The sequence below is a fragment of the Spirillospora sp. NPDC047279 genome (assembly GCF_040643285.1).
Classification (GTDB): Bacteria; Actinomycetota; Actinomycetes; order Streptosporangiales; family Streptosporangiaceae; genus Spirillospora.
Window position 1 is genome coordinate 199,921 of record NZ_JBEYUA010000004.1, and the last position, 13,369, is coordinate 213,289.

Below are 13,369 nucleotides of genomic sequence, written 5' to 3' on the forward strand. Positions count from 1 at the left end.
TCGCCGAGTAGGGGCCGGAGAAGGTGTCCGCCGAGGCCCTAAGGCCCTATCCCGTCCAATTCCCCGGCAATGAATTCGCCGGACGGCGACATCCGGCGCGAGCGAACCTGGAGTTCGGCGACGCCGTTGAGTAACTTTCATGTTGGGGGCGGTGGCGATGCTGGACGGACTGGTGCGGATAGGCCTGGTCGGGCTGTGCACGGTGGTGGTGGGAGTGGCCGCCGGGCAGGACACGAGCGTGCCCCGCCGGCCCGACGTGGAGATGCCGGCGCCGCCCGAGACGCAGGCCCCGCCGCCGACCGCGGCGGCCCGGTACGGCTGGGGGACGCCCGTCGCCGCCGACGACTTCACCGGTACGGCGCTCGACCGTTCCTCCTGGCTCGTCTACGACGGCGAGGGGCACGCGGGCCAGGGGCGGCGCAGCCCCAAGGCGGTGACGGTCGGCGGGGGGCGCCTGACCATCACCGGCACGGCGGACGGCACCACGGGCGGCATGGCCTGGCTCGACGGCGAGCAGAAGGAAGGGCGCTGGGAGGCGCGCGTCCGGATGTCGCGCGGCTGCGCCTGCTACCACCCCGTGCTGCTGCTGTGGCCGCTGGGCGGGGGCGGCGGCGTCGCGCCCGAGGGCGGCGGCGGCGAGGTCGACTACACCGAGACCATCGACGACGGGCGGCGCCGCGGCACGCGGTTCTTCCTGCACTACGGGCCCGAGGACAGCCCGCGGACCATCTCGGGCTCGGTGCGCGCCGACCTCACCCGCTGGCACACGTTCGCCGTCGAGTGGACGCCGCGCAGCATGAGCGGCTTCATCGACGGGCGCCGCTGGTTCCACACCAACGAGCGCCGCGCGCTGCCGCCGGGATCGATGGGCCAGACGATCCAGCTCGACTGGTTCCCGCAGGACACCGGGCGCACCGCGAAGGGGATCGACCGGCGCGCCCCGGCGACGCTCGATGTCGACTGGATCCGGATGTACCGGCCCTCCTGAACGACCCGCCGCGCGGAACCCTTGTGCAAGATCCATCGATCCACTACTCATGTGGACCGGCCGTCGTTCTGGACCCCCGCGCGCGGGCACCGGCCCCGCACCAGTCGACGGCCTGGAAGGTGAGCGCATGGATCCGCAGCGGCTCAAGGACAACTTCGCGCTGGTCGGCCAGAACGGTGAGGACGTGGCCGCCTACTTCTACGCCGACCTCTTCGAGCGCGAGCCCGCCGTGCGCTCGCTGTTCCCCGCCGCCATGGTCAAGCAGCAGGAGAAGCTGCTCACCGCGCTGTCGCACATCGTGTCGCTCGTCGACGACGCCCCCGCGCTGGTCCCGTTCGTCCAGGACCTCGGGCGCCGCCACGCGGGCTTCGGCGTCTCCAACGAGCACTACCCGGTCGTCGGCGCCAGCCTGCTCGCCACCCTCGCCTACTTCAGCGGGCCGGCCTGGAACGACGAGCTCGAGCAGGACTGGGCCGCCGCGTACGGGCTGGTCGCCCAGGTGATGGCCGAGGCCGCCGCGGAAGCCGCCGACCAGCCCGTCTGACCGGCCCCGCCCTGGGCGTCGGACACCGCTGAGCAGGGCGTTCGACCTTGTGCGTTGGCGGGTCCGCCGGTCGACGGGACGTCGCCGGCGGGCCTTACCGCGCGCGTCCGCGCCGGGCTCTCTGTGACTGCTGTGACACCAGACGCATTTGCGTAAAAAGTCCTTGTTTGTACGCATCCCTCGGTAGGGTCGCCCCCTGATCATGACCGCTACCAGGAGACGACCGACGTGGACGCACAGCGGTTGAAGGACAACTTCGCGCAGGTCGCGCAGCAGGGTGACGCGGTCGCGCTGTTCTTTTATTCGGATCTGTTCGTGCGCAACCCGCATCTGCGGGACATGTTCCCCATCGGGATGAGCGGGCAGCGGGACAAGCTGCTCCGCGCGCTCGGACGGATCGTCTCTCAGGTCGACGACCTGCCCCGGCTCGTGCCGTTCCTCCAGCAGCTCGGCCGGGACCACCGCAAGTTCGGCATCGTGGCCGAGCACTACCCGCACGTGGGCGCCAGCCTCGTCCGGACCCTGAAGTACTTCTCCGGCCCCGACTGGACGCCCGAGCTCGAACAGGACTGGGGCGCCGCCTACGGCGTGCTCGCCCAGGTCATGCAGGAGGCAGCGGACGAGGACGCGCTCAGCACCCCGCCGTGGTGGGAGGGCCGCGTGCTCGGCGTCGAGCGCCGGCGGTTCGACCTGGCCGTCATCCGGGTCGAACCGGACCGGCAGCTGTCGTACCTGCCCGGCCAGTCGGTGGCGGTGGAGCTGCCGTCGCGGCTCCGGCAGTGGCGGTTCTACTCGATGGCGAACGCGCCGCGGCCCGACAACACGGTGGACTTCCACGTGCGCCTGGTCGACGGCGGCGGCGTCAGCCCGGTGCTCGTCCGGGCGTTGCAGCCCGGCGACCGGCTCCGCATGGGCGCGCCCATCGGCACGCTGGTGCTGGACGAGGCGTCGCCGCGGAACGTCCTGCTCGTCGCGGGGAGCACCGGCCTCGCCCCGCTGAAGGCGATCCTCGAACAGCTCGCCCAGCGCGCGGCGCCGCCGCCCGTCCGGCTGTACTTCGGCGCGCGCACCCGGGACGCGCTCTACGACCTGGAGGACCTGCGCAAACGCGCCGCCGAGCTGCCCTGGCTGACCGTGGTCGCGACCGTCTCGGACGAGGCGCCGCCGCCCCCCGGCGGGTCGTTCGCCATGGACGTGCGGCCGGGACCGAACGGGGCGCTCGTCCAGGTGCCCGCCCCGGGCTCGGGCCCGCACGACACCGACATCGAGTACGGCGCGCTCCCCGACGTACTCGCCCGCCAGGGTTCGTGGCACGGGCACGACGCCTACGTCTGCGGCCCGGCCGGAATGGTCACGAGCACGGTGGAGCAGCTGGTGCGGCTGGGCGTCGAGCACTCCCGCATCAGGTACGAGACCTTCGTCGACTCCGAGAGGTGAAGCGTTGAACTCTCCGAACCTTCCGGACCCGTTCGGCGACACACCCGGTTCGCCGGCCCACGAATCCCTTCCGGCAGACCAGGGCGGGCCCGGGGCGGTCCCCGCGTGGTCCGTCCCCGAACAGCCCCTGCCCCAGCAGTCGGCCTACCCGGTCGTGCCCGCCGGTGAGCCCGGCCTCCCGGCGCAGGGCGCGCCGCCCTCGCCCGGGACCCCGGGCGGCTTCGGCCTCCAGCGCGCCGACCGGCTGACCGCCGGCGAGGTGCGCTCGGTGGCGTTCGCGCGGGCCTCCCTCGGCAGGCGCGGCCTGGACGAGGACCACGTACGGGCGTTCCTGCTGCGCGTCGAGAACGAGCTGGTGCAGCTCGGCAACGAGAAGGCCGCGCTGGCCGAGGAGGTGGCCCAGCTCCGCGAGCGGCTGGGTTCCGCCGGCCCGGACGGGCGCGGCGGGATGGCGCACGAGGAGGCGCATTTCCAGGCGGTGCGCATCCTGTCGTCTGCCCAGCAGACCGCCGACCTGTACGTGGCGGACGCCGAGCGTTACACGCGCGAGCTGGCGCACGAGGCCCGCCTCCACCGCGAGGCGATCCTGTCGGACGCGCGCGGCCGGGCCGAGCTGATGCTGGAGGAGGCGCAGCAGCGGGCCGCCGACGTGGCCGAACGCGCCGCGCGGTCCGCCGCCGCCGCGGAACAGGCCCTCCATGATCAGGCCCTGCGCGAACAGTCCCCGCACGACCGGCCCGGCCCGTCGTCGGGCACCGCCATGGAACCCGTCGGGCAGGGCGCCCACCTCACGCAGACGTCGCTGTCCGCGGACGAACGGCAGTCGATGGAACGCGAGATCGCCTATCTGCGGACCTACAGCGACGTCTACCGCACCCATCTGCGCTCCTACCTGGAGGCGTTGCTGCGGAACGTCGACGAATGGGAGAACTCCGAGCGGGCCGCGCTGCCCGACCGCCCCTGATCCCGTCCGCCGCCCGCCCGGCCACCGCCCGGTCCGCGCCCGCCCCGGTCATGAACGTGCGTTCATGACCGGGGCGGCGTGTTCGGCGCATGGCCGGGGGTCTGGAAAACTGGATGCGCTATGGAATATCTGATCCTCATCGCCGGGCTCGCCGCTCTCGCCCTCATCGTGGGCGGTGTCATGTTCTTGCGGCCGTCCCGCCGCAAGCCCCGCCCGCCGGCCGAATCCGCGGAGCGCCCTGCCGACATCACGCCGGGCGGCACGACCGTCGTCGATGAGGCAGAGGCCACGGCGCCTCCCGCCGAACGCGCGCCGCCGGCGCCCACGGCGCCGCCCGAGGTCGAGATCGAGAAGCCGCCGCCGTCCGCGGGGCGCCTCGTCCGGCTGCGCGCGCGGCTGGCCCGTTCCCAGGGCACCTTCGGCAAGACCCTGCTCGGGCTGCTGTCGCGCGAGCGCCTCGACGACGACGCCTGGGACGAGATCGAGGACACCCTGATCGGCGCCGACATCGGCGTCTCGGTGGCCCGGCAGATCACCGAGGACCTGCGCACCAAGGTCCAGGTCCTCGGCACGCGTACGCCCGAGGAGGTGCGCGGGCTCCTCAAGGACGAGCTGGTCAAGCAGATCGGCACCGACCTCGACCGGTCCCTCAAGACCGGGCGGCACGGCAACAAGCCCGCCGTGATCATGGTCGTCGGGGTCAACGGCACCGGCAAGACCACCACCTGCGGCAAGCTCGCCCGGGTGCTGGTCGGCGACGACCGCACCGTCGTCATGGGCGCCGCCGACACCTTCCGCGCCGCCGCGGCCGACCAGCTGCAGACCTGGGGCGCCCGGGTCGGGGCCCAGGTCGTCCGCAAGGAGGAGGGCGCCGACCCCGCCAGCGTCGCGTTCGACGCGGTCAAGCAGGGCATCGACAGCAAGGTCGACGTCGTGATCGTCGACACCGCCGGGCGGCTGCACACCAAGACCGGCCTGATGGACGAGCTGGGCAAGGTCAAGCGCGTGGTGGAAAAGCAGGCCGAGGTCGACGAGGTCCTCCTCGTCCTCGACGCCACCACCGGCCAGAACGGCATGCAGCAGGCGCGCGTCTTCGCCGAGGTGGTCAACGTCACCGGCATCGTGCTCACCAAGCTCGACGGCACCGCCAAGGGCGGCATCGTCGTCCAGGTGCAGCGCGAGCTGGGCGTCCCGGTCAAGCTCGTCGGCCTCGGCGAGGGACCGGACGATTTGGCCCCGTTCGAGCCGGAGGCGTTCGTCGACGCCATCCTCGGCGACTGAGCCGGTCCGGTGGCGCCTCAGCGCCCGCACCGACGTTTCGACGCCCCGGCGGCCCCTCCGGCCGTCGGGGCGTCGTTCATTCAGGTCCCACGCGCACCAAGGGCAACTTCCACCCGAGAACGGCGAGCCGGCCTGTCTCCGGAGTAATGCGGTGAGGTGTTAGAAACACCGCCGAAACATGGTGCGACGGGGTTTCACACCGACGAAACACGAGAGCCCTTCAGGTGAAACGGCCGACCTCGAATCTCTGGAGCAACCCAACGTTCCGTGCCGAGGAGGGCTCTCTTCGAGATGAAAATCGACAGTGGAAGCACAGCTTGGATGCTGGTGAGCACCGCGCTGGTGCTGCTCATGACTCCGGGCCTTGCCTTCTTCTACGGGGGCATGAGCCGCGCCAAGAGCGTGCTCAACATGATGATGATGAGCTTCGTCAGCATCGCCGTCGTGGGAATGGCGTGGGTCGTCTACGGCTACTCGCTCACCTTCACCGACGCCGGCGGGCTCAGCGCGTTCATCGGCGGCTTCAAGGACTGGGGCCTGGTCGGCCTGGAGACGGTCGCCACGGCCGACGACGGCACCGGGATCCCGCAACTGGTCTTCGTGGCCTTCCAGGCGACCTTCGCGATCATCACCGTCGCGCTGATCAGCGGTGCGGTCGCGGACCGCGCCAAGTTCGGCGCCTGGGTGATCTTCACGCTGGTGTGGGTCACCCTGGTCTACTTCCCGATCGCGCACTGGGTGTGGTGGTCCGACGGTGAGGAGGGCGGCAAGGCCGGCTGGATCTTCGAACTGGGCGCCCTGGACTTCGCCGGCGGCACCGTGGTGCACATCAACGCCGGTGTGGCGGCCCTCGCTCTCGCCCTGGTCCTGGGCAAGCGGAAGGGCTGGCCGCGCGACCCGATGCGCCCCCACAACCTGCCGTTCGTCCTGCTCGGCGCCGCGCTGCTGTGGTTCGGCTGGTTCGGCTTCAACGCCGGTTCGGCGCTGTCGGCCGGCTCGACCGCCGCGGTCGCGTTCATCAACACCATGGTCGCCACCTGCGCGGCGGCGTTCGCCTGGATCGTGGTCGAGAAGCTGCGCGACGGCAGCTCGACGACCCTCGGCATCGCCTCCGGCATCGTGGCCGGCCTGGTCGCGATCACCCCGGCCTGCGCGTTCGTGACCCCGCTGGGCGCGATCGCCATCGGGCTCGTCGCCGGCGCGGTCTGCGCCTTCGCGGTCAGCCTCAAGTACAAGTTCGGTTACGACGACTCCCTGGACGTCGTCGGCGTCCACATGGTCGGCGGCATCGTCGGCGCGCTGCTGATCGGCATCCTCGCCACCACGGCCGTCAACGACGCCGGCGCGGACGGCCTGCTGGCCGGCGGCGGGCTCGGCCTGCTGGGCAAGCAGGCGATCGCGGTCGTCGCGACCCTGGCCTACTCGTTCATCGTGACGTTCATCATCGCCAAGGTCATCGACCTGATCATGGGCTTCCGGATCGACGAGGAGGACGAGATCGCGGGGATCGACAGCACCGCTCACGCGGAGACGGCATACGACTTCGGTAGCGTGCACGCCGGTGTCGGTGCCTCGATTCCGGCGGCCCCCAAGGTCTCCGAGGGCGCTGCCAAGAAGGTGGAGGCATAGCCATGAAGCTGATCACTGCGGTCATCAAGCCGTTCAAGCTGGACGAGGTCAAGGCGGCCCTGGAGACCTTCGGGGTCAAGGGCCTGACCGTCAGCGAGGCCAGCGGCTACGGCCGCCAGAAGGGCCACACCGAGGTCTACCGCGGCGCCGAGTACAAGGTCGACCTGGTGCCCAAGCTGCGGGTCGAGATCCTGGTCGAGGCCGAGGACGCCGAGGACATCATCGACGTCATCGTCAAGGCCGCGCAGACCGGCAAGATCGGCGACGGCAAGGTCTGGGCCGTCCCGGTCGAGACCGTCGTCCGCGTCCGCACCGGCGAGACCGGACCGGAAGCCCTGTAGGGCTGTGGTCCTCGCTCACGGAACGGTCGGGGGACAGAGCGACGCGGCCCGCGCAGCCCTGGCGGCTGCGCGGGCCGCCCGCGCCGACGAACTCGACCGATGGCTCACCGGTCTGCTGGGCGCCGGGCGGGCTCCGGGGTCCGCCGCCGAGGCGGACGGCCCCGCCGTCGCCGGCCCCGCCACGCCCCCCGCCGAACCCCCTGCCGAGTTCCCCGCCGAGTTCCCCGCCGAGACCCCCGCGGACGCGGCCGCTTCCGGCGCGCCCGAGTCCGGCCCGCGCGCCTCTGCCGCGCCCGCCGACGAGCCGCAGGTCGCCGCGCCGGAGGGCGTGGCCCTGATCGCCGTGGGCAGCCACGGCCGCCGCGAGCTGACGCCCGGCGGCGACCTCGACCTGGTCCTGCTGCACCGCGGGCGCAAGGGCGTCGCCGAGATCGCCGACCGCGTCTGGTACCCGATCTGGGACTCCAAGCTGCGGCTCGACCATTCCGTGCGCACGGTCCAGGAGGCGCGGGCCGTCGCCCGCACCGACATGAAGGCCGCGCTGGGCCTGCTCTCCGCCCGCCGCATCGCCGGCGAGCACGCCCTCGTCGACGAGCTGCGCGCCGCCGTCCTCGCCGACTGGCGCGCCGACGCGCGGCGCCGCCTGGCCGAGCTGGCCGAGATGTGCCGGGAACGCTGGGAGGGCCAGGGGGAGCTCGCGTTCCTCCTCGAACCCGACCTCAAGGAGGCCCACGGCGGCCTGCGCGACGTCCACGTCATGCAGGCGGTCGCCGCCTCCTGGGTCGCCTCCGCGCCCGGCGCCCGGGTCCGGGCCGCCCACGACCTGCTGCTGGACGTCCGGCACGCGCTGCACGACATCACCGGACGGTCCGCCGACAAGCTGGTGCTCCAGGAACAGGAGGCGGTCGCGCAGGCCCTCGGCATGCTCGACGCCAACGTCCTGCTGCGTTCGACCGCCGAGGCCGCCCGGACCGTCTCCTACGCCGGCGACCACCTGTGGCGGCGCGTCGAGCGTTTCTGCGCGCCGCGCCGCAAGTCGTTCCTGCGCCCCCTCACGGGCGGCCGCCGGAGCAACACGGTGGAGCGGACCCCCGTCGGCGACGGCGCGGTCGAGCAGGAGGGCGAGGTCGTCCTCGCCCGCGGTGCCGACCTGGACGACCCGGCGCTGGTGCTGCGGGTGGCCGCGGCCGCCGCGCAGGCCGACCTGCCCCTCGCCCCCGCGACCGTCGACCGGCTCGCCGAGAGCGCCGCGCTGCCGTCGGTGCCCTGGCCGCCCGCGGCCCGGGACGCCCTGGTGTCGCTGCTGGGCGCCGGCACCGCCGCGATCGGCGTGTGGGAGGCCCTCGACCAGGCGGGCCTGATCGTACGGCTGCTCCCGGACTGGGAACGGGTGCGCAACCGGCCGCAGCGCAACCCCGTCCACACCTACACCGTCGACCGCCACCTGGTGGAGGCCGCGGGCCACGCCGCCGCCCTCACCCGCGAGGTCGCGCGCCCCGACCTGCTGCTCGTCGGCGCGCTCCTGCACGACATCGGCAAGGGCTGGCCCGGCGACCACTCGCAGAGCGGCGCGGTCGTGGCGCGCGACATGGGCGCCCGGATGGGCTTCCCGCCCGGCGACGTCCAGGTGCTGGAGGCCCTCGTCCGGTACCACCTCCTGCTCCCCGAGACCGCGACCCGCCGCGACATCGACGACCCGGTCACCGTGGAGACCGTGATCAAAGCGGTCGCGACGGTGCCCGGCCGGGAGCGCGAGGTGATCGAGCTGCTGGCCGCCCTCGCCGCGGCCGACGGCCAGGCCACCGGACCGGCGGCGTGGGGCGGCTGGAAGGCGCGCCTGATCGCCGAACTGGCCCGGCGCACCATCGCCGCCCTGTCCGGCGGCACCCCGCCGCCCGCGCCCGCCCTGGCACCCGAGCAGCTCGCCCTGGCGCGCCGTGACGGCGTCGCCGTCCGGGTCGCGGACTCGCGCATCACCATCGCCGCCCCGGACCGTCCAGGGCTGCTGTGGCGGGCGTCAGGCGTCCTCGCGCTGCACCGCCTGGCCGTCCGCACCGCGCGCACGGTCAACGCCACCGCCACGCCCGCGGACGGGCGGACGACCGCCGTGCTCGACTTCACCGCCGTCCCCGAGTACGGCACGCCGCCGGACCCGGCCGCGCTGGAGGCCGACCTGCGGCGCATGCTGGCCGACCGGCTCGACGTGGCCGGACGCCTGGAACGCCGGGCCAGGGCCGTACGGGCCAGGCCCGGGGTCGTGGTGCCGCCGCCGCGCGTGACGATCGTCGACGACGCGTCCAGCACCGCCACCGTGGTGGAGGTGCGCGCCCACGACCGGCCGGGGCTCCTGTGGCGCATCGGCCAGGCGCTGGGGGACTGCGGCCTCCAGGTCCGCGCCGCCCAGGTCGACACCCTGGGCGCCGAGGCGGTCGACGTCTTCTACGTGGTGGACGCCGAAGGCCGCGTCCTCACCGACCCCGAGACCCTGACCTACGTACGCCGCCAGGTGCTCGACGCCCTGAGCGACTGAGCACGGCCGCCGCGCCGGGTCGGCCTGGCACGGGGGTCAGAACGGGAAAGGCGGAGGGGCGGCCACGGGGGCACGACCACCCCTCCACCGGTCTGGGGAGCCTGACCTGTCGTCGGCACCGGGGCCGTCCGGGCCGCCGGGGCCGGGGAGTGCGGGGGCGTGCGGCTGCGGAACGATTCCGTGGAGGCCGTTGGCACGGTCCTTTTGGACGCCGAAGGGCTTGGCGCCGCCGTCATCGTCGCCTCGCTGGTCGTTTCGGTTGCCATTCCCGACACCATTCCCGGCGCCGTTTCCGTTGCCGGCGTCGTTTCCGTTGCCGGTGTCGGGCTTCTTGCCCGGGTCGTTCTTGCCCGGAGGTTCGATCTTCTTCGGGTGCTTGCCGTCGCCGGGCTTGAGCACCTTCCCGCAGTAGTCCGGGACGTGGCCGACGCCGCCCGCGGCGGAGACCAGGGGCGCGAACGCGGGCGTGCGGAGCAGCTGCATGCGGTGGCGTGCCGCGTCGTAGGCCTCGCACAGGCCCTGGAGGTGGGCGGGGGAGCGGTCGGCGGGGGCACGCCCGGCCGTCGCCTCCGACCGCGGCGACTCGCTCTGCGGCGTGGCCGGCGTGAGCGTCGTCGCCGGCTCGCCGGGCCTGACCGGAAGGGCTCCGGTGCCGGCGGCCAGCGCGACCCCGCCGGCCGCCGTGGCCGCCAGGCCCACGGCCGCGATCTTGACGGTCAGGAGCCGCCGGGCCAGCGGGAGCCTGCCGGTCCGGGAACCGTCGGGGGACGCGGTGAGGAAGGCGGTCACGGCGGCGTCCTCGCCGAGCAGCTCGTCCTCCCGAGCGGACGAGGAGGCCGCTGAGAGCAGCCGGGCGAGGGGCTCCGCGGGGTCGCCGGACGGGCCGGCGCCGCCGCGGAGCAGGCGCTCGGCGGCGTCGCGGTCGAGGTCCCGGCGATCCGTACTCATCTCATTCCTCTCAGCGCCGCCGCCCCGCTTCGTGTCACACCCGGGATCGTGTTCATCCGTCGGCGGTCCCGGCATCAGGCCCTTCCTCCAGCATGGCGGCCAGGCGGTGCAGCCCCCGGTAGGCCGCGGTGCGCACCGCCCCGGCCCGCTTGCCCAGCACCCGGCCCGCCTCCTTGGCGTCCAGCCCGACGACCACGCGCAGCAGCACCGCCTCGGCCTGATCCCGGGGAAGAGTGCCGATCATGGCGATGGCGGCGTCGGTCGAGAGGCGGTCGAGCGCCTCCCGTTCGGTGTCGTCCCGGCCGATGAGGTCGGTCAGCTCGTCGATCTGGACGGTGGCCTCGGGACGCCGGTTGACGCGGCGCAGGTGGTCGAGCGCCCGATGCCGCGCCACCGTCGAGGCCCATCCGCGGAACTTGTCGTAGTCCCCGCGGAAGGTGTGGAGGTCACGGGCGATCTGCAGCCACGCGTCGGCCGCCACGTCCTCGGCGTCCGCGCCGACCAGCGCCCGCAGGTAGCGCAGCAGCCGAGGCTGCAGATCCCGGTAGATCGTCCGGAACGCGGTCTCGTCGCCGGCCTGCGCGGTCTCCAGGGCCAGCTCGAGATTCGGGCTCGGCGGCTCGACCCGGGTGGTCACCCGTTCGCTCATGGGTCTCCGTGCCGGCGCGGCCACGTCGTCACCTTGCGTCCTTCGGGGGGTTGATCAGGGCATTCGAGATCAGGCGTGCCGCCGGCGCCCGGCGGGGGCCCCACGGGCGGCGGGGCACCCTGAACGCATCAGCGTACGTGCCAACCTAATCGGGACGAGCCGTTCCAACCCCGCAAAACCCGATGTCGGGCCGGGACCTTCGACCGGACGGGCACCCGGACGCGCGATCGGGCCCGGTGATCGGCCGGGGCGTGGCGACCGACCCGATAGTCTGATAGGCGATCCCAGAAAGCTTCCAAGGACGGGTCCAGACACGTGTTCGAGACGCTCTCCGACCGGCTGACTACGGTCTTCTCGTCGCTGCGCAGCAAGGGTCGCCTCTCCGAGGCCGACATCAACGCCACCGCGCGCGAGATCCGGGTCGCGCTGCTCGAGGCCGACGTGGCGCTGCCCGTCGTCAAGGACTTCATCGCGCAGATCAAGGAGCGCGCCGCCGGGTCGGAGGTCTCGCAGGCGCTGAACCCTGCGCAGCAGGTCGTCAAGATCGTCAACGAGGAGCTCATCAACATCCTCGGTGGCGAGACGCGGCGCATCCGCTTCGCCAAGACCCCGCCGACCGTGATCATGCTCGCGGGTCTCCAGGGCGCCGGTAAGACCACCCTGGCGGGCAAGCTGGCGCGGTGGCTCAAGGCCGAGGGCCACGCGCCCCTGCTCGTGGCCGCCGACCTCCAGCGGCCCAACGCCGTCCAGCAGCTCCAGGTCGTCGGCGAGCGGGCCGGGGTGCCGGTCTTCGCGCCCGAGCCGGGCAGCGGCGTCGGCGACCCGGTCGCGGTCGCGCGCCGTTCGATCGACCAGGCCAAGCACGCGCAGCACGACGTCGTCGTCATCGACACCGCCGGCCGCCTCGGCGTCGACGCCGAGATGATGCAGCAGGCGATCGACATCCGCGACGCCGTCCGGCCGGACGACATCCTGTTCGTCGTCGACGCGATGGTCGGCCAGGACGCGGTCAACACCGCGCAGGCGTTCATGGAGGGCGTCGGCTTCGACGGCGTCGTCCTCACCAAGCTCGACGGCGACGCGCGCGGCGGCGCGGCGCTGTCGGTCCGCCACATCACCGGCCGGCCGATCATGTTCGCGTCGACCGGCGAGAAGCTCGAGGACTTCTCGGTCTTCCACCCGGACCGCATGGCCGGGCGCATCCTCGACATGGGCGACGTCCTCACCCTGATCGAGCAGGCCGAGCAGGCGTTCGACGCCCAGCAGGCCGAGAAGATGACCACGAAGTTCGCGTCCGGCGAGGACTTCACGCTCGACGACTTCCTCGAGCAGATGATGATGATCCGCAAGCTCGGGCCGATCGGCAACCTGCTCGGCATGATGCCCGGCATGGGCCAGGTCCGTGACCAGGTCAGCCAGATCGACGACAAGGACCTCGACCGGGTCGCCGCGATCATCCGCTCCATGACGCCGGGCGAGCGCGCCAACCCGAAGATCATCAACGGGTCGCGGCGGGCCCGCATCGCCGGCGGCTCGGGAGTCCAGGTCGGCGAGGTCAGCAGCCTGGTCACCCGCTTCTTCGACGCCCAGAAGATGATGCGGCAGATGGCCGGCGGCATGGGCCTGCCCGGCATGCCCGGCCGCCGCAAGGCGGGCAAGGCCGCGAAGGCGCAGAAGAACAAGAAGGGCAAGCAGCGCAGCGGCGACCCGCGCAAGCGCAACGCCGCCCCCCAGGAGGACGGGCAGCAGCCCGCGGCCGCTCAGGACGGCGGCCTGCCGCCCGGTCTCGGCGGCCAGCTGCCGCCGGGTCTGGCCGGTCAGCTGCCGCCCGGTTTCCAGATGCCCGACCTCGGCAAGCTGCAAGGACGCAAGAAAAAGTAAACGTTCGTCGTGGGTGGCCGCGTGTCACCGCACGATTGCGCTTTTTCCGCGATCGTCTGGCAGAATGGCAGGCTGGAAAACCCGGGAGCGCCAGGAGCCCTCTCTCGATCCTGAGCGGACCGGAAATCCATTGAACGGCCGGCAACCGGTGTTCCCCACCTGGTGAGGCTCGTTCAG

11 protein-coding genes are annotated in these 13,369 nt (G+C 72.8%); 9 read left to right on the forward strand and 2 right to left on the reverse strand.

Translation table 11 applies throughout. The annotated features are described in order from the left end of the window. Positions 1 to 139 precede the first annotated feature (139 nt). From ABZ810_RS11305 to ABZ810_RS11340, 8 genes are all read left to right on the forward strand, one after another. Positions 140 to 988, forward strand: a complete 849-nt coding sequence (locus ABZ810_RS11305; RefSeq protein ID WP_358402072.1) for a glycoside hydrolase family 16 protein — start codon at positions 140 to 142, stop codon at positions 986 to 988. 127 nt (positions 989 to 1,115) lie between these two features. Next, positions 1,116 to 1,532 carry a globin domain-containing protein gene (locus ABZ810_RS11310; protein ID WP_358402074.1) on the forward strand — a complete coding sequence of 139 codons (417 nt, stop codon included), beginning with the start codon at positions 1,116 to 1,118 and terminating at the stop codon, positions 1,530 to 1,532. 228 nt (positions 1,533 to 1,760) lie between these two features. Further along, complete coding sequence (locus tag ABZ810_RS11315; protein WP_358402076.1) at positions 1,761 to 2,969, forward strand: globin domain-containing protein; 1,209 nt, start codon at positions 1,761 to 1,763, stop codon at positions 2,967 to 2,969. Positions 2,970 to 2,973: 4 nt separating this feature from the next. Continuing rightward, entirely contained in the window at positions 2,974 to 3,933 is a 960-nt protein-coding gene (locus tag ABZ810_RS11320; protein WP_358402078.1) for a DivIVA domain-containing protein, read from the forward strand. A gap of 120 nt (positions 3,934 to 4,053) precedes the next feature. Continuing rightward, positions 4,054 to 5,214, forward strand: a complete 1,161-nt coding sequence (ftsY, locus tag ABZ810_RS11325) for a signal recognition particle-docking protein FtsY (protein ID WP_358402080.1) — start codon at positions 4,054 to 4,056, stop codon at positions 5,212 to 5,214. 291 nt (positions 5,215 to 5,505) lie between these two features. Continuing rightward, positions 5,506 to 6,843: an ammonium transporter gene (locus tag ABZ810_RS11330; RefSeq protein WP_358402082.1), complete on the forward strand. Its 1,338-nt coding sequence runs from the start codon at positions 5,506 to 5,508 to the stop codon at positions 6,841 to 6,843. Positions 6,844 to 6,845: 2 nt separating this feature from the next. Beyond that, the gene (locus ABZ810_RS11335) at positions 6,846 to 7,184 is read left to right on the forward strand and encodes a P-II family nitrogen regulator (protein ID WP_358402083.1); all 339 of its coding nucleotides are present in this window, start codon (positions 6,846 to 6,848) and stop codon (positions 7,182 to 7,184) included. Between the two features lie 4 nt (positions 7,185 to 7,188). Beyond that, a complete protein-coding gene (locus tag ABZ810_RS11340) occupies positions 7,189 to 9,714 on the forward strand; it encodes a [protein-PII] uridylyltransferase (RefSeq protein ID WP_358402085.1) in 2,526 nt (841 codons plus the stop codon). Positions 9,715 to 9,750: 36 nt separating this feature from the next. Here the strand turns inward: ABZ810_RS11340 and ABZ810_RS11345 are convergent, their stop codons facing one another. After that, a complete protein-coding gene (locus tag ABZ810_RS11345) occupies positions 9,751 to 10,662 on the reverse strand; it encodes a hypothetical protein (RefSeq protein ID WP_358402087.1) in 912 nt (303 codons plus the stop codon). A gap of 52 nt (positions 10,663 to 10,714) precedes the next feature. Further along, positions 10,715 to 11,311 (reverse strand): RNA polymerase sigma factor, encoded by a 597-nt coding sequence (locus tag ABZ810_RS11350; RefSeq protein WP_358402089.1) that lies wholly within the window; start codon positions 11,309 to 11,311, stop codon positions 10,715 to 10,717. A 315-nt stretch (positions 11,312 to 11,626) separates the two neighbouring features. On the opposite strand from ABZ810_RS11350, the gene ffh reads away from it, so the two are divergent. Beyond that, a complete protein-coding gene (ffh, locus tag ABZ810_RS11355) occupies positions 11,627 to 13,192 on the forward strand; it encodes a signal recognition particle protein (RefSeq protein ID WP_358402091.1) in 1,566 nt (521 codons plus the stop codon). Positions 13,193 to 13,369: the final 177 nt, after the last annotated feature.